23 protein-coding genes are annotated in these 20,641 nt (G+C 48.4%); 3 read left to right on the top strand and 20 right to left on the bottom strand.

All coding sequences use genetic code 11. The features are described from left to right. Positions 1-2: 2 nt before the first annotated feature. From DWZ44_RS10755 to DWZ44_RS10825, 15 genes are all read right to left on the bottom strand, one after another. Positions 3-1,496, bottom strand: a complete 1,494-nt coding sequence (locus DWZ44_RS10755) for a DUF6382 domain-containing protein (protein ID WP_117804843.1) — start codon at positions 1,494-1,496, stop codon at positions 3-5. A 16-nt stretch (positions 1,497-1,512) separates the two neighbouring features. Next, positions 1,513-1,938 (bottom strand): TadE/TadG family type IV pilus assembly protein, encoded by a 426-nt coding sequence (locus DWZ44_RS10760; protein WP_226906365.1) that lies wholly within the window; start codon positions 1,936-1,938, stop codon positions 1,513-1,515. Positions 1,939-1,940: 2 nt separating this feature from the next. Beyond that, entirely contained in the window at positions 1,941-2,372 is a 432-nt protein-coding gene (locus DWZ44_RS10765) for a prepilin peptidase (protein WP_022461943.1), read from the bottom strand. Between the two features lie 100 nt (positions 2,373-2,472). Next, positions 2,473-3,423 carry a TadE/TadG family type IV pilus assembly protein gene (locus DWZ44_RS10770; protein ID WP_147342475.1) on the bottom strand — a complete coding sequence of 317 codons (951 nt, stop codon included), beginning with the start codon at positions 3,421-3,423 and terminating at the stop codon, positions 2,473-2,475. Then, complete coding sequence (locus DWZ44_RS10775) at positions 3,377-4,909, bottom strand: DUF5702 domain-containing protein (RefSeq protein ID WP_117804845.1); 1,533 nt, start codon at positions 4,907-4,909, stop codon at positions 3,377-3,379. Before DWZ44_RS10775 ends, DWZ44_RS10770 begins: the two co-directional genes overlap by 47 nt. Positions 4,910-5,065: 156 nt before the next feature. Continuing rightward, positions 5,066-5,233, bottom strand: a complete 168-nt coding sequence (locus DWZ44_RS10780; protein ID WP_022461946.1) for a Flp1 family type IVb pilin — start codon at positions 5,231-5,233, stop codon at positions 5,066-5,068. Between the two features lie 50 nt (positions 5,234-5,283). Further along, a complete protein-coding gene (locus DWZ44_RS10785) occupies positions 5,284-6,582 on the bottom strand; it encodes a type II secretion system F family protein (protein WP_055219115.1) in 1,299 nt (432 codons plus the stop codon). Between the two features lie 71 nt (positions 6,583-6,653). Next, positions 6,654-7,454 carry a type II secretion system F family protein gene (locus tag DWZ44_RS10790; protein ID WP_022461948.1) on the bottom strand — a complete coding sequence of 267 codons (801 nt, stop codon included), beginning with the start codon at positions 7,452-7,454 and terminating at the stop codon, positions 6,654-6,656. Continuing rightward, entirely contained in the window at positions 7,451-8,629 is a 1,179-nt protein-coding gene (locus DWZ44_RS10795; protein WP_117804846.1) for a CpaF family protein, read from the bottom strand. The genes DWZ44_RS10790 and DWZ44_RS10795 overlap by 4 nt, the downstream gene beginning before the upstream one ends. Next, positions 8,626-9,663 carry a hypothetical protein gene (locus DWZ44_RS10800; RefSeq protein WP_226906364.1) on the bottom strand — a complete coding sequence of 346 codons (1,038 nt, stop codon included), beginning with the start codon at positions 9,661-9,663 and terminating at the stop codon, positions 8,626-8,628. The genes DWZ44_RS10795 and DWZ44_RS10800 overlap by 4 nt, the downstream gene beginning before the upstream one ends. Beyond that, a complete protein-coding gene (locus DWZ44_RS10805) occupies positions 9,660-10,328 on the bottom strand; it encodes an A24 family peptidase (RefSeq protein WP_147341999.1) in 669 nt (222 codons plus the stop codon). The genes DWZ44_RS10800 and DWZ44_RS10805 overlap by 4 nt, the downstream gene beginning before the upstream one ends. A gap of 198 nt (positions 10,329-10,526) precedes the next feature. After that, positions 10,527-11,009 (bottom strand): Cys-tRNA(Pro) deacylase, encoded by a 483-nt coding sequence (gene ybaK / locus DWZ44_RS10810; protein WP_055219087.1) that lies wholly within the window; start codon positions 11,007-11,009, stop codon positions 10,527-10,529. Continuing rightward, positions 11,009-11,881, bottom strand: a complete 873-nt coding sequence (locus DWZ44_RS10815; RefSeq protein WP_117804847.1) for an alanyl-tRNA editing protein — start codon at positions 11,879-11,881, stop codon at positions 11,009-11,011. The genes ybaK and DWZ44_RS10815 overlap by 1 nt, the downstream gene beginning before the upstream one ends. 19 nt (positions 11,882-11,900) lie before the next feature. Continuing rightward, positions 11,901-12,428, bottom strand: a complete 528-nt coding sequence (locus DWZ44_RS10820; RefSeq protein WP_055219083.1) for a cysteine hydrolase family protein — start codon at positions 12,426-12,428, stop codon at positions 11,901-11,903. Positions 12,429-12,455: 27 nt separating this feature from the next. Continuing rightward, on the bottom strand, positions 12,456-13,277 hold the full coding sequence (locus DWZ44_RS10825) for an alpha/beta hydrolase (protein ID WP_022461955.1): 822 nt from the start codon (positions 13,275-13,277) through the stop codon (positions 12,456-12,458). A gap of 207 nt (positions 13,278-13,484) precedes the next feature. Here DWZ44_RS10825 and DWZ44_RS10830 point away from each other — a divergent pair, with 207 nt between their 5' ends. Further along, the gene (locus DWZ44_RS10830) at positions 13,485-13,745 is read left to right on the top strand and encodes a DUF1292 domain-containing protein (RefSeq protein ID WP_022461956.1); all 261 of its coding nucleotides are present in this window, start codon (positions 13,485-13,487) and stop codon (positions 13,743-13,745) included. Positions 13,746-14,066: 321 nt separating this feature from the next. Here the strand turns inward: DWZ44_RS10830 and DWZ44_RS10835 are convergent, their stop codons facing one another. Then, the gene (locus DWZ44_RS10835; protein ID WP_117761906.1) at positions 14,067-14,519 is read right to left on the bottom strand and encodes a GNAT family N-acetyltransferase; all 453 of its coding nucleotides are present in this window, start codon (positions 14,517-14,519) and stop codon (positions 14,067-14,069) included. A 16-nt stretch (positions 14,520-14,535) separates the two neighbouring features. Further along, complete coding sequence (locus DWZ44_RS10840) at positions 14,536-15,870, bottom strand: carboxylesterase/lipase family protein (protein ID WP_117804848.1); 1,335 nt, start codon at positions 15,868-15,870, stop codon at positions 14,536-14,538. A 326-nt stretch (positions 15,871-16,196) separates the two neighbouring features. Here DWZ44_RS10840 and DWZ44_RS10845 point away from each other — a divergent pair, with 326 nt between their 5' ends. Then, positions 16,197-17,255, top strand: a complete 1,059-nt coding sequence (locus DWZ44_RS10845; protein WP_055265516.1) for a benzoate/H(+) symporter BenE family transporter — start codon at positions 16,197-16,199, stop codon at positions 17,253-17,255. A gap of 26 nt (positions 17,256-17,281) precedes the next feature. Continuing rightward, positions 17,282-17,851, top strand: coding sequence for a phosphoribosyltransferase family protein (locus DWZ44_RS10850; protein ID WP_055265514.1), 570 nt, complete (start codon positions 17,282-17,284; stop codon positions 17,849-17,851). Positions 17,852-17,938: 87 nt separating this feature from the next. Here DWZ44_RS10850 and DWZ44_RS10855 read toward each other — a convergent pair whose 3' ends face one another. The 3 genes from DWZ44_RS10855 to DWZ44_RS10865 all read right to left on the bottom strand — a co-directional run bounded on the left by DWZ44_RS10855 (position 17,939) and on the right by DWZ44_RS10865 (position 20,618). Beyond that, on the bottom strand, positions 17,939-18,262 hold the full coding sequence (locus DWZ44_RS10855; RefSeq protein ID WP_055265512.1) for a branched-chain amino acid transporter permease: 324 nt from the start codon (positions 18,260-18,262) through the stop codon (positions 17,939-17,941). Next, a complete protein-coding gene (locus DWZ44_RS10860; protein ID WP_055265510.1) occupies positions 18,217-18,795 on the bottom strand; it encodes an AzlC family ABC transporter permease in 579 nt (192 codons plus the stop codon). The genes DWZ44_RS10855 and DWZ44_RS10860 overlap by 46 nt, the downstream gene beginning before the upstream one ends. 128 nt (positions 18,796-18,923) lie before the next feature. Then, positions 18,924-20,618, bottom strand: a complete 1,695-nt coding sequence (locus DWZ44_RS10865; protein ID WP_117804849.1) for an AAA family ATPase — start codon at positions 20,616-20,618, stop codon at positions 18,924-18,926. Positions 20,619-20,641: the final 23 nt, after the last annotated feature.

Here is a 20,641-nt window from a genome sequence, read left to right on the forward strand (position 1 = left end):
CTCTAATTTCTGTTTTTCTCTCCCGCCTTATACCGGTATTTCTTCCCGGCAAATGAGATATCGTCTCCATCCTCCAGCTTCTTTTTTGTCTCGCCCATCAATGGAACGCCATTCACCGTTGTTCCGTTCCGCGAATTCAGATCCAGCAGATAATCTCCCTCTTCTGTACTGACCAGCTTTGCGTGAAGGCGGCTTACCGTACGGTATGGCAGAATTACATCTGCCGCCGCTGACAGTTTTCCAATCAATGTGCTTCCGCGTTCAATCGGAATCAGCGGAAGATCAATCGGATCTATCGGAATCAGATATGCCCTTCCCTCATCCTCCGGGCTGGTCAGCAGTTCCGTTTTTCCAAACAGATCCTCTTCATGCCCCTCCAATTCCATCAGGCTGTGCATCTTTCTGTTTTCCTGTTCTTCATTCTTTTCCCATGTTTTCTCTTTTTCGACTGAGGAATCCCTTTTCCATCCCTGCTGTTCTGTATCGCTTTTCGGATTCCATGTTCCATCTTTCTGTTTTAAGCCCTTCCGATTCTGATATTCCGAAAATACATCTCCTGTTTCTCCTTGTTTCCGGATTCCTGCGGCCTTCCCATAGCTTCCTGTTTCTGTTCCCGACTGCCGCTTTTTCCATCGGCTGGCAAGTTCCAATGCCAGACTTACAATTCCCACAACAGCCGCCGCTCCTCCCAGCACCAGATACCAAACAGTTTCGGCCTGTGTCCACCGCAGTGCCAGCACACCTCCCAGAAATCCGATGCAGATCACTGCTTCCACAATATTTTTCCAGCGTCCTTCATCCTTTTCTTCCTCCGCTTCCACAAAAAAATTTTCCGCCGCTTCCGCTTCTTGTTCTCCCCAAAGTGTTTCCTCCATCTGTACAGGCGGATTTTCTTCCCTAGGACGCTCTTTTCCCTCCTGCTCCGTCGTTTCTTTCTTCTCTTTCCCTGTCTGATATAAGAGTGCCTGAATCATCTCAACCGAAAAGATCTCCGCCGAAATCTCCCGATACAGTCCATACCCGAGTACTACCGCATCCTGCTCCTGGTGATCCAGCTTCGGCAGCAGATATTCCATCAGCTCCCGGATCTGCTTCTGAAAACAGCCTGTGTGTCCCTGCTTTCCCGGCAGATAACAGAAGGAAAAGTTCTCCAGATTTGCATCTGCAAAAACCAGCTCCGGCTGCAGAACGAGGCCGTCCGGTGCAAGCAGGTACTGCCCCAGTTCTTCGAGAAGATCCAGCAGCTGTTCAAATAGTTTCCGCAGCGCCTCCGCCCCAATCGAGCGCTGTTCAAACACACTCTGAAGCGACTGCCTTGATGTCACCTCATAGTAAAACAATGTTTTATCATCCATTTTCCCGATTTTGCAGTCCAAAAGCCCTGGGATTGTGTTTGTCAGCAGCATACGGATCTGATACGACGCCGTGTCCGGCTCTTTTTCCTCCTGTAAAATAACATATGTATGATTCAAATCTCTTTTATAATCAATCTGCATTTCTCCGCTTCCGTCCTTACTTCTGGTTCCAGATCTGTTTTACTGCCCGTATCTTCCGGATCGTTTTCACCGGATTGTTTCTCCTGCTTTCACTCAAAACCGAATATTCCCACGCGTTCCGGCTCCAGATTGGCAGAATGTTTCCTTCTGCTTTTATCTGAATCTCTTTTTCTCTGCATTCCGTCTGTACGGTCACCGGTTCAGCCGGAAGCGGTATCTGGGAAATCCACCATTCCATCCGGCTTTGGGCGGCTGCCTCTCCTTTTTCCACAGACAGACGGCCTTCACTGGCGGCAAGCATTGTGCTTTCATATGCCGCAAATGTATACCAGCTCCGTGCGTGTACAAAAAAGGTCAGCGACAGCAGAAGAAAAATCACCATCAGAACAAGCGGCACGACCAGAACTGCCTCTACCGTAATACTTGCTTTTCTCATTTTCACTTTCAAAGCATTCCGCACCTCCCCACAAATCCAAGCAGCAGAAACGGCACCAGCGGTATGGAATCCTGTTTCCGTATTTTCTTCCGCATCAGAAGGACTCCGCAGAGTACCGAACAGAGAATGAGTCCCAGCGTCAGAACGCCGAATGTCTGCCCAAATCCCAGCCAGATTCCAACCGTCAGAAGCAGAAGGCCGTCCCCGTATCCCACCTGTTCCCGTGATATATAACTGAGCGTCAGAAATCCTGCTCCCGGCAGCAGGGACAGCAGCCATTCCAGCCACGATGTCTGTTCCACCAGAATCTGCCATCCAATGCCTGCAAGGAATAAAACACCGGTCAGGACAAGGCTGATCTGCCGTTTCCTCACATCCATTCCGGCAAGAATCCCCAGATACAGCAATATAATTGCACTCTTTACTTCTTCCTGATACACAGCCGCGGCCTCCTTTCCGCAAACCCGAGTTTCTGTTTACCGTCCTTCTTTCCAGTCTCACCCGGAAAGAAGACACCTGCTCTGCTCATATCCGGCTTTCTTACGCCGCCTTTTTCGCGCATTTCGAGCACTGCGGCAGTCCATCCGTCTGTTCCAGTGCTACAAGTTTTACTTTACGTTTCAGCCCTTTGCAGGAAAGACTGTTATGATACCGGTTTCCGTATTTCGTATAGTAAACTTCCGCACCCGCAGCGCCATTTCCCACGCACTGTTCGCATTCCTTATATTTTTCTCCATCCTGATTCCGTTTCCACGCAAGCGCACCCGGTGAGGAAACCTGGATCGAAAGATTGATATGACTGCACGACGAATCGGTATGATACACACTGCCGTTCTCAGTCACCCACACCATCTGTTTTGCTTCGCCCTCTTCTTCATCCGCCTCCTCTTCTGTCTTTCCGCAGAACAGATGCACTTTCGCACACGCTGCAATTCCCCGGTTCCGCACCGGAACGAGGCGGTTTCCCATTTTCGGCCAGTAAATCGCTTTCAGTTCCAGCCATCCATTTTTCACACGGCTTCCTGCCAGTGTCACCATTCCATTTTCGCGGATTTCTTTTGGAATCTTTGCTTCTGCATAAGCAATGCACGCAGCCGTTTCTGGTATTTCATACGTTTCTTTTCCCGTCTCATCCACCGCGTAGGCACAGACGGAAAGATACCGCGCGGACTCCTGCAGAGATACCGTCAGCATTCCATGCAGCCGGTAAAGATCCACGATTTTTAATAACACAAGAACCGCGATCAGAAAAACAGGAAGTGCCAGTGAAGCTTCCACCGTCAGGCTTGCCCTGTTCCATTTTCGTTTTACAAAAGGCTGCTCTCCTGATCCGGATTTATAAAAATTCCCGGAAGAGTGGATAAGTTTTTTGATAAGGTTCCAGAAATAAATGTGCCGTTCAGAAGAACACCCTTTTGTATCCCTGCCGGAGTCATCCCATTTTTCAGGCTGCTCCCTGCATCTCATATCCATAATTTCTCGTAATCTCATACTCTCGTTTCCCAATTACCGCCGTAAAACCGGCTTCCAGTTCATCGACACAGCAATCCAGTCGGAAACCCGGCTGCTGCTGTTCTGTCCGCATATTGTATTCCACCAGATCCATCGCTCCAAACGTTACCGCTTTTCCCGATTTCTGCATCAAAAGCAGCCGCAGATAATCGGAATACTCCATGCCGCCCGGTGCATTTTTTCTGCTCTGATCCCCTGTTTCCAGCAGTTTCGGAAGCTGTTCCAGAGAAAGCTGCCACGATTCTGCCGTTTTGAACAGTGCTACTTTTCCACCATCCAGCAGTTCCCGCAGATCCAGAATGCTTTCTGCAAATGCCCAGCACACGGCAAGTGCCATTTTCACAACCGGCATCGCCGCCGGAACTCCAAACGACGCGGCAATTACCCCCGCCATTGCTTCCATCTCGCCCTGCTTCTGCGCATCTTTCGCCAGATACACCAGATTTGCCGCCTCCCGCAGCGCCAGCAGACGGTTCACGGTTCCCGCCAGATTATCCTGATCACTGTTTTTTCCGCAGAGCACATATTCCACCTGGCACTGCAGCCCTTCCTTCTTCTCCTTGCTGGTATAGCACGGAAATTTCCACAGAATATATTCGGACGAAAGTATCTTATCCACAAAGCTCAGTTCTTTTCCACACTCTGCCATGCCAAACCCGCTCTGCAGCTCCCGTTTTGATGCAAGAAACGATACATCCGTTTCCCCCTGCGACAGTGCCTGCCCTTCCGGGAGGACCAGTCCTAAAATTCCCATTTTCATTACTTTTTGAATGACCTCAATCGGATTCACAAAATCTTCCGGTACCGGCTGCTTCTGATCCGGTTCCGAAGGCGTGCCGTTTCCAGATTCTCCTTCACCTTTTGTTTTTTCTGTTCCCTCTTCTGACTGTTTGGATTCTTCATACTGTTTTAAAACCTCCTCTTCCTCGTAACCGCTCTGTCCGTCCTCCTGACGTTTCACGGTTTCCTGTTCTCCTCTTAATTTCTGGGAAAGCTGCTGTATTCCATAAGTTCCAAGGCTGGCTTTCATTGCCTCACAGATCTGACGGGAGAAAGCACTTCCCTCCTCGTCTGTCGCAAGACGATAGCCGCCGAGATAAACTTCTGTAACCTGTCCGCCAGATAAACTGCCTGATAGAATTCCCATCCCCGATGCAGTGGGGGACAGAACTTCTCCCGCAGTTTCTGCGACTTTTCTGCTCATGGTTTCAGGTTTCCAGACACCGCTCTTATCCCCGCCGTTATAAAAAAACAGCTCGTACTGTCCCAGCAGTGTTCTGTCATACCCGGCAAACAGAGAATACAGTCCCTGTTCCATTGCGCAGGCCGTCATCACCCGTGCATGGGCATTTCGCACCGACGCAATTGTCCCGGAAATCAGGGAAAGCATCAGTATCAGAACGAGACACAAATATGCTGTTATGCTTCCGGCTGCCCATCTTTTCTGTCTTTCTCTTTCCCTCATGGGATACAGCTCCTTCCACTTTACTTTTACTTTTTCGAACTTTAGATGCCGTGGATCGGATAAAGGATATACCGAGACACAGATATGCAAATGACATATAGGTCCGTACCGGCTTCTAAATTTTTCTTTGGAGTTCCGTATTGGACATTTTCCCGTTTATACGGTGTTGCTCTGGTTTGTGACCTTCTCCATCAGACTGTTGACCAGACTCACAAGCTGCTTTTTAAAGATTAGTACGAGTCCGATCAGCACAACGAGAATCAGAATCACTTCCACAACACCCACCGCATCTTCCTCTTTCCAGAACTCCGATATCAGCTTCATAATTCCCACCTCCCTCTCTTTACCAGCTGTTGTGGGGATAAAAACATCCCCTATGCATAAAAGGACAAAAATGCCGGAACCGTGAGTATGACCAATACAACCGCAAGCATCATGCCCATCGGAAGAAGAAGCTTTGTCGATGCCTTTTCTCCTGTTGTTTTCGCCTGCCTTCTTCTCTCCTCAAAGGCCTCCTGCGATTCCTGTTTCAATAATTCCAGCAGTCCTTTACTGCCTTTTTTCAGATTCTGCGTCAGCAGAACAGCAAGGGAACGATACGCTCCGGTTCCCATACGCATTCCCATGCGCTGGTACGCTTCCTGCTCGGAAACACCGTTTTCCATCTCCTGGCAGGTAAATACAATCTCTTCATAGGCAAAACGTTTCTGCCCGCCAAGCGCCAGATTTTTCCGGTAATCCACTGCAATCCGCTCGAGTACTTTCCGCATCCCAAGCCCGGCACCCAGAAGAAGAACCATTTTGCTGACAATTTCGGGATAATCCCGCAGCATCTGTTCTTCTCTTTTCTGCCTTTCTTTTTCTTGTTCCCTTCCTTTTGCCGCCCAGCAGACTGCTCCTGCCGCCGCGGCAAGTGCCATAAGTTCCAGACCTGTCAGATCCGGCACTTTTGACCATGTTACAGTTTCTCCGTTCAGTGTCTCCGGCAGATAATAGGCTGTTTCTTCGGGATGCGCTTCGTTTTCTTTTTCCACTGCTTTTTTCAGTGCCCTAAGAACCGCATCCCGCCCTTTTATCTCCGGTGGATAGACCTGAACCTTCCGTATATATTCTGTTGTTTCCCCCTGAAGTTCCAGTTCCGCTTTCAGCGTAACCTCCACTCCTTCTTCGGGAATCTCGTCTGACAGCAAACCCCGGCTGTCAATCAACAACGGCCTGTCTGTTTCCCAGCTAAGCGCCACCGGGCTTCCCGGTATTTCCGTAACCAGATCCATGTTTCTGTTTACCGTATGAAAAGACAGATTCTCACCTAAGATGATTTCATCCAGCGCCTCTATCGCCGCACTGAACGCCTCTTCTATCTCTTCTGCGCTGTAAGCTCTTGCAGGTACAGACAGTGTAATTCTTTCCGGTTTCTGATTTCCAACAGAAACCTCAAGTTTTTCCTCTGTCGGTTGGCTGCCTAAGGCACCCCGTTCCAGTTGAAGTTCCGCTTTTTCATCTCCTGAAACTTTTCGCACTCCGATCGGAAGGCAGAGTGCAGTGCCCGCTATAAACCCTGTCGCTGCAAGGCAGAAAATCCGTCTCACCAATTTGTGATCTTCCGCCTTTTTTCTCATCCGGAAATACCAGATGAACAGCCCCGCCCATGCGGTCAGACAAATCCACAACATTTGATTCCTCCCCTTTTTTGCGGACGAATCGTTATGATTCGCAGTCTTACTTTTTAAACTTCAATTGCTTCTTAAAATTCAATGTCCAGAATCTTCTTTCCAAGCACCCATGCCGCCAGATACACGGCAAGGCATCCGCTCATGAAGAAAACTCCGATTACATTCCCATACATCACACTTAAGAATTCCGGAAAGGAAAGCTGTACATATCCCAGAATTCCAAACGGCACAACACTCATAATATTCTGCTCGAACCGCCGGGAAGAAACGCCCGCACGGATTTCCCGCATCGTGTCAATTCTCGTACAGAAAATATCCCACGTATTCTGAAAGATCTCGCAGACATTTCCTCCTGTCCGCTTCGCAATCACCAGTACACTTGCAAACGTCGCAATATCGTCAATGCGGCTTCGCACCGCAAGATCCTGAAACAGTTGTTCCACCGGCACGGAAATCATCATTTTATGACGCATCCGGCGCAGTTCCTGTACCAGAATGTTTTCTTTTCCCAGCGACTGTTCCAGCTGTCCTGCCGCCTCCAGCACTGCATTTTCCATGGAATAGCCGGAACGCAGTGCCGTGTGCATCCACGCAATCAGATCCCGGAAGCTGTCGTACAGCTCCTCTTTCCGTCTCTGAATCCGGTTTTTCCGATACGTGTGAAAACATACGATTCCAACCGGAACCACAGCAATGCATGCCCACCACGCCCGGTAACAGAGCAGGTTCACAGCGGCGGCAATCCCAAGACTGATTCCCGCTATTTCGAGATATTCCCGACCGGTAAATTCCCAGGTCTGATAGTCGATCCCCTTCGTCTCCTTCTCCTCTGCCATGCCCGTCTTTGCCTGGCTTCCCTCACGTATTCTCATCCTGTTTTCCCCTCCAGTTTTTCTCTGTGTACCAGTTCGCCTGTCTTTTGCAGGCCTCTCCCATATTCTCTTCGAAACAAAGAAACCGTTTTGATTTCGTCCTCCTCCATCCCTGTGATCTCTGCGATCTCCTCCACCCGACGGCTTCCATCCTCTCCGCGTCCTAAATGCACGAGAATTTCGATTCCCGATGCAATCTGGCGGCGGATTGCTTCCAACGGGAGCTGCACTCCCATCAGCACCATCGTTTCCAGACGGGAGATCATATCTTTCACGCTATTTGCATGTGCCGTGCTCAAAGATCCCGCATGCCCGGTATTGAGTGCGGATAATAATTCAAACGTTTCCGCTCCGCGCACTTCACCGATAATTACGCGGTTCGGCCGCATACGCAAAGCTGCGCGGATCAGATCGCGGATCGTAATTTCTGTTCCTGATTCCAGATTTGCCTCTTTTGCTTCCAGCCGCACCAGATTCTCCACACCCTGGATCTGCAGCTCTGCATTGTCTTCGATGGTTATGATGCGCTCGCCCTTTGGAATGTAGGCGGAAAGCGCATTCAGAAATGTTGTTTTGCCAGATCCGGTCGCCCCGCCGATCATCATGCTGTAGCGGGTCCGGACGAGAGCCTGCAGAAACTCTGCCGCCTCTTTTGTAATACTCCCGATGGAGACCAGAAATTCCATCGTCACCGCCTGCTCCGGAAAGCGGCGGATGGTCAGAATCGGTCCGTTTAATGCGACCGGTTTCATGACAACGTTGACGCGGTCTCCATTTTCCAGCCGTGCATCCACAATCGGATTCTGTTCATTCACCACGCGGTTGCACCGGCCTACAATCTGCTGAATCACATCCTCCAGCTTTTCCGCGGAGGTAAAGCTTTTGCCGTATCTCTCGATTCTGCCGTTCCGTTCCACGAAGATATGCTGATAACCGTTTACCATAATTTCGGTAATTCCCGCATCTTCCAGCAGCTCCTGCAGGACATCGAGCCTCCGCACACTGTAGAACAGCTGTCTGCGCAGCTCCGCCTTCTGTGCCACCGGAAGATACCGTGTTTCTTCTTCCCCTAAAATCAGACGGTCAATCTCTTCGAGAACCTCTCCGTCATCCGGTTCGGATGCGATATCGATCCGCTCCATCAGTTTTCTCCGCAGAATTTCCGGCATTGTCATGTTTCTTCTCCTCTTCTGCCGTCCCGCAGAATCTGACGCACATAGTCGCCCAGCTCACTCCAGACAAGCTCCTCAAAGTAGGCTTTTCCCGTCCGGTTTGCCGTGTGGAACGGAACGTGGATTTTCCGCATCTTGTCCAGCACCGACTGGCAGTCCCACCGGCGCAGCAAATTTTCAAACTGCTCCATTTTTGCCGCAGAAATCACATCATTCCTTATCGGAACGTAAATTTCATTGCAAAAATCCAGGATCTGATACAGATCCGCCACGCCATCCCCGAGGTCGAGAATCAGCACTTCATAACTGCTGTTCTTCTCAATCTCCTGAAACAGCCATTTCCATTCTTCGTATTTTGCAGTCTGAATGTCCATCGGCGATGCGGCGGGCGGCAGATAATCCAGGTTCTGCATCGACTGGACCATTCCGCCCAGTTTGTAGATGATGCCCTGATTTTCCTGTCTCGCATAATACAGAATATCGCTCATCCCCCTGTCGTAACTGCATTCCAGCAGCCGTTCAAATCCGGAATAGCTCTCCATATTGAGATACAGCACTGCCCGCTCTTTTGCCAGAATCTGCCCCATCGTCAGGGCAAACGAGGTCTTCTGCGTCCGTCCGACCGGCGAATAAATGCCAATGATGCGCATTTCCTTTTTCGGCAGCAGTGCAGGCGATGTATCGACACCATTTTCTACGCCGTAGCACGCCATGACCTCGCGGATCACCTTTTCCGACGACTGGTATTTGTAGACCGCCGGATACTGATCCAGCACCGGACTGTGTACGCCCTCAGACAGAATGATAATCTGACGGATCGGATACCGGCGGATCTCTTCTTTCATCGCTTTATCCGAAATCAGAAGAATCTCTGTTTCGTTATTCTTTGCGAACTCCAGGAACATCTCCGCACTGGAAAACGCATGCACTTCGAACGGAATATTTCTCTTCTGGTTCAGATATTCCATAAAATTGCGTGCATATTCCATTTCCGTGTCACAGACTGCAAAAACACTCTTTTTCTTTGCAGTATTCAATAAAATCCCCCAATCCAGAGCAGCACTCCCATCAGCACGGGAACGGAAAAATGGATGCACTCCATGCCCCACTTCCCATCGTAATAGGGAACCGGCTCTGTTTTTTTCTGGTATTTTCTTTTGGTAAAATAAGTTTGGAAATAATTGAAAAATTTGGTAAGACGCTGCGGTAAATTTCCGCAGACGAGAATAATTCCGATAGATAAGACCGCTCCAGACAGGAACGACACAATCATACATTTCAGGATCGCTGGCACACCGAGAAAGCCTCCAACAGCGGATAGGAGTTTGATATCTCCCGCGCCCAGCATATGAAAATAGAACAGAATGTAAAGTGCGAGTATCGGGAAAAGCATCCCAAAAAGAAAAATACCCGCTCCCGCGGCGCCATAGCGGATGAGCTGTGTAACCAGCCCGGCGATCCATGCGGTGATAATCCATTCATTTGCAATTCTGCGTGTTCTTAAATCCATCCATACCGCCCCTGTCGCAACTGTCAGTACCAGACAGTGCTGCAAAGACATTTTGTCTCTCACCTCCCGTTTCGTTTGGGTCAACTTGATTGTGAGGTCATTATAGTTGCCTCTTTTCGATTTGTCCAGCGGTTTTCGGCAACTTTTTCCGGTTTGTGAATTGCCTCCAAAAACGGGATGAAAATTTCTCACACCAAAAAGAAAAATCGTGTGAAAGGTTTTCCGTTTTTCGCGGATTCGTAGAATCGTATCGCAATTTCACCGCTGCTTTTTGGCTATTATTTTATGATCCTTTTTTGAAAGAAATTTTCCAGCCGCATCACAGCAAAAAGAAACAGACCAGAACTTTTTTCTTCGTTCTGGTCTGCTTCCATACAGTTTTTTCTGTTTTTACTGAATAAAATCCGCATACTCCGCTCTGCTGACCTTTTTCAGATCCTCCGGCGCCATGCACAGCGTGGTTCCGATTCTTCCCCCGCTCACGTAAACTTTATCAAATTGTGCCGCACATTCCTGAATCACGGTCGGATACTGTTTTTTCATTCCGATCGGGCTGCATCCGCCGCGGACGTATCCGCTGACTGCAGTGATATCTTTGACATGGATCATCTCGATGGATTTCTCCCCCACCGCTTTTGCGGCTTTTTTCAGGTCTACTTCCTCTGCAATCGGAAGCACCAGCACATAATACTGCTTGCTTTTTCCCTGTGCCACAAGCGTTTTAAACGACTGCTCGACCGGCGCGCCGGTTTTCTCTGCTGTGTGAAGCCCGTCGATAAATTCATCGCATTCATATTGAAGAACTTCGTATTTGATTTTCTGGCGGTCCAGAATCCGCATTGCATTTGTTTTGATTTCTTTTTCTTTTGCCATTATTTTCTCTCCGGTGCTCCCTGCAGTGCATACAGTTCTTTTTTGAGCTGTTTGATTTCTTTTTTCATCTCAATATTTTTCTGTTTCAGCCGTACGACAGCATCCCCGGCTTCTTCCGGTTTTACAGAAAGTAAACGTGCAATGCCGAGGGTATTGATGTGGTTTAAGCAGTAATCCGCATACGCTTTTTCACCGGAAAGCATGGTCACGCGGACGCCGCCTTTGTATTTCTGGGCACTTAAGATTTTGATCAGACGGATTTCCCCTGTTTTTGCAACGTGGGTTCCGCAGCACGCACATCTGTCGTAGCCTTCGATCGTCACAATCCGCACCTGGCCCTCGATCTCTTTTTTGCTCCGGTAATCCATGGTTTCCAGCTCTTCCTTTGACGGATAACTGATCGTAACCGGAACATTTCGAAGCACGGCTTCGTTTGCCTCCTGCTCCACATCGTAGAGCTGCTCCTCGGTCAGAACGCCGTCAAAATCAACGGTAATGACATCACTTCCCATATGGAATCCAACGTTGTTGAAACCGTAAATCCGATGCACGATACCTGACACGATATGCTCTCCGCAGTGATTCTGCATATTGGAAAAACGTTTTTCAAAGTCAAGTTTTCCAACTACCGTTTTGCCCGGCTCGAGCGGTGCTTCCACGGTATGCCAGATTTCGCCGTCGATTTCCTGTACATCCGTTACAAAAATTCCATCCAGCGTTCCCTCATCTGCCGGCTGGCCGCCGCCCTCCGGGAAAAATGCGGTCTGATCCAGCAGCACGCGGTACATGCCGCCCTCGCAGACGCTCCGTTCTACGGTTGCCTCAAATTCACCCAGGTACGCATCCTGATCAAATAATCTTGTTGTGCTCATAATTTTTCCTCTTTTCCGTCTATTCGTTTACAATGTCAATCTGGCACATTTTCATAGCTTCCAATGCATTTTTATGACTCTGCGGCGTTACGCCCGCGCACGCGGATGCATCGACAGAAATCGGCACTTCCGGATAAAATGCTTTCAGCAGCATGGAATTGGAAATCACGCAGATGTCGGTGCAGAGTCCCACGAGTTCAATGAATTCCGGCACGCCGCCTGCCAGTTTTTCGATCTCCTCCGGCAGATTTTTTGCACCGAAGGTGATTTTATTCATCACCACGGCCTGTTTTTTCTCCGCCATTTTCTGAATTGTATCCTGCAGTGCATGACCCTTCGTTCCTTCGATACAATGCTCTACCGGAAGTTTTCTGCCCTCGGACGTTTCCAGATAATCCGCAAAATGGGTATCTCTGGTGCAGATAACAGCTCCGTCAAACGAATCCATCACCTCTGCAACGCGGTCAACAATCCCGACCGCCTCTTTCGTGCCGAGACTTCCGTCGATAAAATCATTCTGCATATCTACTACAATTAATACTTTCATCTTTGTTCTCCCTTCTGGGACATTTTTTTATAAATGCTGCATCCAGCTCAGTGCCAGTGAAATCCAGCTCTGGCACTCTTCGCGTACTGCGTTCTGGTATTCATAGCTCTGTGTCTCCTCGCTTGCAAGGCCAAGGCCGTGGCCGCCGACCGGATAAATATGCATTTCTACCGGAATCTCTAGTGCATGCAGTGCAGTAAAGAACAGAATGGAGTTTTCTACCGGCACGCAGTCGTCCGGCGCGGTATGCCACAGGAAAGTCTTCGGCGTATCGAGGCTGACCTGATTCTCGAGAGACATCTCGTCTACCAGCTCATCATACCGGTCTCCCAGCAGATTGGTGAAGGATCCGCGGTGCGCTTTCGGACCGGATGTGATAACCGGGTAGGATAACAGCAGACCGTTCGGACGAAGCTGCTCTGCGTCTACGCCAAGTTCTTCTGCAAGGAATGTTTTCTTTTTCCAGAACACACCGTACGATGCTGCCAGATGGCCGCCTGCGGAAAATCCCGCTACTACTACTTTGTTCGGATCAATATGATATTCTGCCGCATGCTCCCGCAGATGTGCAACGGTCCAGGCAAGCTGGCGGAGTGCCGTCGGATAGTGAGCTGCCGGAGCAACACTGTAATGCAGAACAACAGCGTGGTAACCGGCTCCGACAAACTTCAGCGCAATCGGCTCTGCCTCACGCTCGGACACCCATTCATAACCGCCGCCCGGGCAGATCACGATGACCGGACGCACGCGTTCCGGAGCAATCTCACGCGAGTTGTCCAGAAAATACGTATATAATTTTGCAGTTTCTTCTGTATCTTTTACTTTGACATCTAATACCTGATAATTCATAAGTTCTTCCTTTCACCCAATTTTTCCGGGTACGGCCACAGCCGCCAGTTTTTACTCTGTTGTCATTATACCGTATCGGCGCAAAATATCAAGCGTATCGCACCAGACACTTTTTTCTTTTCAAATCCAATTGCTCATAGTATAATAAATTTATATTTGCATGTTTTTGAGCGGCAAAAATAACACACAAAGGAGTATATTGCAATTATGGATTCCAACCTTATTGTCCTTACCGATCAGGACGGAAATTCTGTCCGTTTTGAGCTTCTGGATATCGTAGAATACAAGGAGGATGAGTACGCCGTTCTCTATCCGGCCGACGGCGGCGATGACGAACCGGTACACATTCTGCGCATCATTTCCGAGAATCTCGATGTCAACGAAGCCGAGTTCGAAGGCCTCGATGACGATGAACTGATCGACACCATTTATCAGATCTTCCGCGAGCGCAACGATCTGGACGACTGATTCTGCCACGCAAAAAGAGCAGCATTTTTACCTTTCACACGTCGGTAAAATGCTGCTCTTTCTTTATTCTAATTTTTCCTCTTTCTTTGTTTCAATCCACAGTCGGTAATTTCACAGAGTCTGACATGTCAGCAAAATGCTGACTGTGGTTTGCCTCATGTCAGTGGGGGATACCGATTTCTCTCCGCCCGCCACTGCCGTTAACTTTCTTATTTGCAATTCATCTCACCACCTATAGAGGTGAGAGAATCCTTGCTATTATTTGTTGAATATTTTTCCAATATCGCAGCCAGTGGAGAGAATATCTCTTTCTGAGGGACATTACAATTTATACTGCATAAAATTCCCATTGTGCACAAATCCAAAATCTGTATACAACTTAACGCCCATATCCGATGCCGTAATCTGTATTGTTCCGCATCCATATTCTTTTGCATCTTCTATCACACGGGACAGCAATTCTTTTGCAATACCTCTTCTTCGATACGCCGGATCTGTAAACATACTGGACAGTAATCCAATTCTGCCGCTCGGGCATCCAAAGTATGGAGGTTTTTCTACAAATGACATTCCACTTGTTGCGATGATGCTCTCTCCGTCAACAGCAATCCAAGATACAAAAGTACCATCCGCCATATGACGTTCATAGTAATCTTTTAACGCAGGTGCTAAATCAATTTCTTCTTTTGCCCCCTCTTCGCGAAGCTGATGGATTCTCATCTGAATGAAAAAATCCAGTTCCTTTTGGGTAAGTCTTTTATATTCGATTGCCATTTTTATTTCCTTCTGCTTATTTTCTCACATCCAGCACCTGCACATACGGGTCGTCCTTTGTGCATGGTTTCCAGTCGTCTTTTCCCTCTGCGTTCGGGTTTCCGGTTTTCATGAAATTGGTCCAGTCGTCCATCATTTCTTTGCTGAGGGCATAGTCGCCTTCGGTTTTCGGGCGCCAGCTTCGGCCCAGGGTTCCGAACATGTACCAGAGTTCGGAGGAATGGAACGCTCCGGCGTCGTCACCTAACAGGGCACGGGTGAAGTAGTAAACGTAAGCCGGTTTTCTTCCGAGTTTTTCCAGCGCAATGCTCCAGTTGATGCATCCCTTATAGATGCCGCCGTGCTCGCCTTTTTCTTTCATCTCCGGGAACACACCGATGTCGTCTGCAGTTGAACCGAGCATATATGGGATGTCCTTGATTTTTCCTTCGGTTACGGCATCGTTATAGCCGCAGGTCAGCAGATGATTGTCGATGTTCGGTACGAAGCTCAGCATTCTCGATGGATTTACGCGGCCAAACTCCTCCTGCAGCTCCACAATTTTCTCAGCCGGAATCGCACGCAGTTCTTCCAGCGATTTTGCTCCGCTAAGCTCTACAAATTCCTGGCCGATGGTTTCTGCCTCGGAAAGCGGCATATCGCGGTTCAGTCCGGTGTCGTAGCCGCCGGCGCTCTGGAAAATGGCTTTGCTGATCCAGTTTTCAGTCAGCGGAGAACTGACGAGTGTCTGTACGCTCATACATCCCGCGGACTGGCCGAATACGGTGATATTTTCCGGGTCGCCGCCGAATGCTGCGATATTTTCTTTTACCCATTTCAGTGCTGCGATCTGGTCGAGAATCGCGTAGTTTCCGCTTCTTCCGGCACCGCTCTCCTCGGACAGCCACGGATGTGCCAAAAATCCGAAAGCACCGAGACGGTAATTGATCGCAACGAGAATCACTCCGCGTTCGCAGTAAGCAGCTCCATCAAATTCGGATTCGTGGCTGAAGCCGTGCATAAACGCGCCGCCGTGAATCCAGAAAGCAACCGGCAGTTTTTCATCCACTGTATTTGCCGGTGTCCAGATGTTTAAGTACAGACAGTCCTCACTCTGCTTCATGCCGAATTCCGGGTCGAGATAAAATTCTTTTCCATAGAAGGAGTCCGGCTCATGCTCGGTCTGCGGGCAGACGCATCCGAAATGATCCGCCTTATAAACGCCCTCCCAGCACGCCGGCTCTTCCGGCGGGCAGAATCGTTTTTCGCCTACCGGCGGCTTTGCGTACGGAACGCCGCGGAATACCGTGTAGCCGTCTTTTTGCACACCATGAACCTGTCCATATTTTGTTTTTGTCTCTGTAATTGCCATAAGTAAAAATCCCCTTTCCATTTCTTATAACTGTGATAAAAACCCTTATACAGATTTAGTATAGCAAATCTTTTTCTTCGCTTCTATATGCACAATTCCAAATAATGGCACCCAGTTTTGTAACTATTGATTATTGGTTATGCAGACATTTAAAAATCCTCTTGATTTATTAGCACACAGAAATAATAATATTTTGTATATAAGATTGACTTATTATCACTGACAAAAACCTTTCATGACTGATCTGGTTTACTTTGACCGGTTTTGGTGCTACACTTTTCTTTGCTTCAAAACGACATATTTCATAGTGAGGAGGAGTATTTAGTATGAAAGCCATTTTAACAGATCTTTTGGCAATCATCGGCGTTGTGCTGAATGGTCTGCCGCAGGGTCTTCTTGCTCTGACGTTTGGATTTGCATCGGTTCCGACGGCGCTGGCATTCTTTGTTGGTGCGGTGGGCAATACGATTACGCAGAGTGTCGCACCAATTTCCTTCCAGGCGGAGACGATCACTTACGCCGGAACGGCTGGAAAAGACCGTTCGGAACGCTGTACGATGATTTTTATCGGCGGTGTGATTATGGCTCTGATCGGAGTGTTTGGACTGCTGACAAAAATCGTAAACTTTGTAGGTGAGGATGTTGCCTATGGAATGATGGCCGGTGTCGGTATCATTCTGGTAAAGGCCGCGATCGATATGATCAAGAGTGATGCCATTTCCGGCGGTGTTTCCCTGGCCGCAGCACTGATCACCTATTACTTTACCAAAGACAGTGCCAATACCCTGGTTTATACCATCGTCATTTCCGTTGTAGCATCCTGCATTGCCAATGCATTTTTCAACAAAGAGAAATCCAGCATTGTCGTAGAGGATGATAAATTTGTCCGCCAGAAATTTACAATCAATGCCAACGTAATTCTCGGCGCACTCGGTATGGTCTGCCTGAACATTGGTTCCAACATTTCCTTCGGCGGAATTACCGCAGGAATGGCAACCGGTGGAAATTACAACGTCGATAACCTGACCGTGATTTCTTCCCTGGCCGATATGTTTTCTTCCTTTTTCGGAGGAGCCCCGGTTGAGGCAATCATTTCCGCAACTGCCAATGCACCGCACGCTGTATGGGCTGGTGTCATCATGATGGTTGTGATCGGTGTAATTCTGCTTCTGAAACTGCTTCCGAAAATCGGAAAATTTGTTCCGTCTTCTTCGATCGCAGGTTTCCTGTTTGTACTCGGTATCTTCAAAACCGTTGTACTGGATGCGCCGTCTGCCTTCGCTATCAATGCAGCCGTCGGCGGAACCACAATGGTTGTCACTGCAGTAACAAACCCGTTCCTCGGAATGCTGGCCGGTGTTGCTGCAAAACTGCTTGGATTATAAATTCAGTAACATAAGAGGAAAATCGTATGAAAGAATACAGCATGGAGCTCTGCGGAGTGAAAAGAACACTTCCATTTATCCCGATCAGTGAGGAGATGGCGTTTGCAAGCTTTGTTGTCCTTGGTGACACCGAGCTGGTAAGTGCATGTGCGCCGGAGCTGGCCGCAAAAATCGGAGAAGTCGATGCCATTGTCACCGCAGAAGCGAAAGGTATTGCCCTAGCGTATGAAGTAAGCAAAGAGCTGGGCCATAAAGAATTTATCGTTGCACGAAAAAGCACAAAATCCTACATGAAAGATGTGGTTTCCGCATCCGTTCATTCGATTACAACAGCGGGTGAGCAGCATCTTTGTCTGGATGGAAAAGACGCAGATAAAATCCGCGGCAAACGTGTCTGCCTGCTGGATGATGTCATTTCCACCGGCGAGTCCCTGCACGCACTGGAATGCCTGATGGCGAATGCCAGTGCAGAGGTTGTAAAAAAAGCAGCGATCCTTGCTGAGGGCGATGCTGCTGATCGAAAAGATATTGTATTTCTGCAGAAGCTTCCGTTATTCAAAAAGACGGGCGACGGAGAGTACGAAGTCATCGAATAATTGCCAATCCTTCTAATGCATATAGAGAATAGAAAAACGGTGCAGTTCTGAATTTCTGCCATGAATTCAGAACTGCACCGTTTCTTTTTAAAAGAGACGCAGAAGCATCATATACGAAATGGTTCCAAGAAGGATGGAGACGAGGGTCTGGTGTTTCCATTTGTAGGTGATAAAAACGACCGCTGCTGCGAGCAGTTTCGGTACTGCGGCAGAGATACCGCCGGTGGGAATATCTTTCATACAGTAAATGATCAGTACCGCCATGATGGCAGACGGCAGTGCCTGGCCGAGTCGTTCGAGTGATGCGGGCATTTTACGGCTGCCGGAAAATGCAAGAAACGGGAGTGCACGGAGTCCGAAGGTGATCAGAGCGGAGACAGCGCCAGCGTGTGCTTCTCTGCTTTTTCCCATTGGTCAATGAAGATAATGAGAAACAGGGCTGTCATACAGAAATCAAGGCCCGTCAGGTCAAATGGAACGATCTGGCCTAAAATGCCGCCGAGAACCGAACCAACTATCCAATAGTAGCGGCTGAACAGAGCGACGAGGAACATGGTGTCCTCTTTTTCTTTTTTCGGAAGATCTAAGGTACAGTTTACGGCGTATGTCTCATCGGTCATCGTGTGAATCATGTACAGCTTGCGGCGCCCCATCTGTTTGAATTCCTTCAGGAAGGTAATGCTGTAAAAACTCTGGCGGCTGTTCATCAGAAGTGCAGTGAGCGCAATGGTGATGAGGGAAGCGCCGCTAGAAAGAAACGTAATCAGAACGAACTGGAACGCGCCCGTATAGACCGTCAGACTTACCAGCAGTGAATCATACCAGGGAAAGCCGGCGGATGCCATCATCATGCCGTAGGCCATGCTGACGAAAACGTAGCTGCAGAAAATCGGGATGGATTTTACGAAAGCAGTTTTTAAGGTAGTGGAAGAAAATCGTTTCATAGATAAAATATCCTCACGTAAAAATAAATTTTAAAAATTAAATTTATCATACTATCTATATCATAGTGAGTCAATAGGAATACCATTTTACGCCAAAAGAAACGGATGACCTTCATCACCCGTTTCTCTCATTCTGCTCCAATCAACACATTCTTCCCCGCAAATGCAAACCCATAATGCCGGATCCTTTCCTGCGGCACGCCAAGGGCCACCAGTTCTGCGTCGTATTTTTTATCCACGATCTGTTTTAAAGCCTCCTGCACCGCATCTTCCAGTGTCTCCTTTTTTACCCGGCTGCAGACTTTAAATTCAATAATAATCGCCGGATCTTTTTCTCTATTCTTCGGAATCATCATCACATCATACCGTCCAAATCCACTTTCCCGATTCGACCGGATCTGATAACACTCTGCGCGTTCTGCCATCAGTCCCAGGACGAAGCCATGATAGAATCGTTCCGGCTCCAGGCTTTCATTTGTTTCCCCGCCGACATCAAAATGGCTGAAGGTCGCAAGGGACACTTTATTCATATAATAATTCATCGCTTCCAGATCGCCCTGCATCAGTGCTTTCACAAAGCTGCTGTACCCAGCTTCCGATGCTTCAAACCATCCGCGGAACATATCATCAAACATGCTCACCGTTTCCAGATTGGTGATACGGAGCTGATACCACGGCTTCAAAGTAATTCCGCGATACTCCACCTCTTCCGCTTTCAGATAACCGCTCGCGAGAAGCAGACTCCAGATTGCATTTTCATTGTAATCCAGCTGTTCAAACACCATCTGCTCATCAAAGTTCACCGTGACTGCCTGTCCGTTCAGTAGATCTTCCATATACTCTTTGATTTCCGGCGAGGCGGTGCGGATCAGCTTTCCTGCCAGACCGTTCGAACTCGTATCTGCCCAGTACGGGCGCAGTTTCTTTTCTTTTAAATAATTGGTAATCGACCATGGATTGTAGATATCGCGGTGTCCGCCAAAGATAAATCCATCATACCACTGCTTCACAACGTCCTTTTTGTCTCCCATTCCGAACTCGTCCAGAGATGCAAAAACTTCCTTTTCGGTAAATCCAAAACAGTCCGCATACAGATCCGATGTCGTCGTCACCACACGCAGATTATTTAAGTCAGAAAAAATACTTTCTTTCGAAACCCTCGTGATTCCGGTCATCATCGCACGTTCCAGATAAGGATTCGTTTTAAACGTCGCATTAAACAGACTCCGCACAAACGTTGTAAATTCCGCCCAGTAGCCATGGACATACGCTTCCTGCATCGGCGTGTCGTACTCATCCAACAGAATAATCACTCTTCTGCCGTAATACCGCGCCAGATACATACTCATATTATTGAGTGCCGCTGCGGCCTCCGCATCGCCCATATGCAGATTGACCTCGTTGTATGCTTTCTTCTCATTTCCGCTCAGCAGATCCCCATCCAGAAGATACCGGTTTTCTTCATATACTCTCGCAATCTGCTGTTTGATCTGGATTTTCGCTTCCGAAAGCTGATCTGCTTTCACGGCTGCAAAACTCAAAAAGATCACCGGATACTTTCCCTGCAGTTCCCGATATTTTTCTTCTTTCCAAACGCCAAGTCCTTCAAACAGATCGCCCCGGACGGCATATTTATTAGAGAAAAAGCAGTCCAGCATGCTCATATTCAGTGTCTTGCCAAAGCGGCGGGGGCGGGTGATCAAGGTGATTTCATCCCCGTTTTCCCACCAGTCCTTGATGAAGTGAGATTTATCCACAAAGAAATAATGGTTTTCCCTTAAGGATGCAAAATTCTGTTTTCCTATACTGATTACTTTTTCCATCCATCACACCTGCTTTCGGAATT

It is taken from the genome of Blautia sp. AF32-4BH, from assembly GCF_003460565.1.
Taxonomy (GTDB): Bacteria; Bacillota; Clostridia; order Lachnospirales; family Lachnospiraceae; genus Fusicatenibacter; species Fusicatenibacter saccharivorans.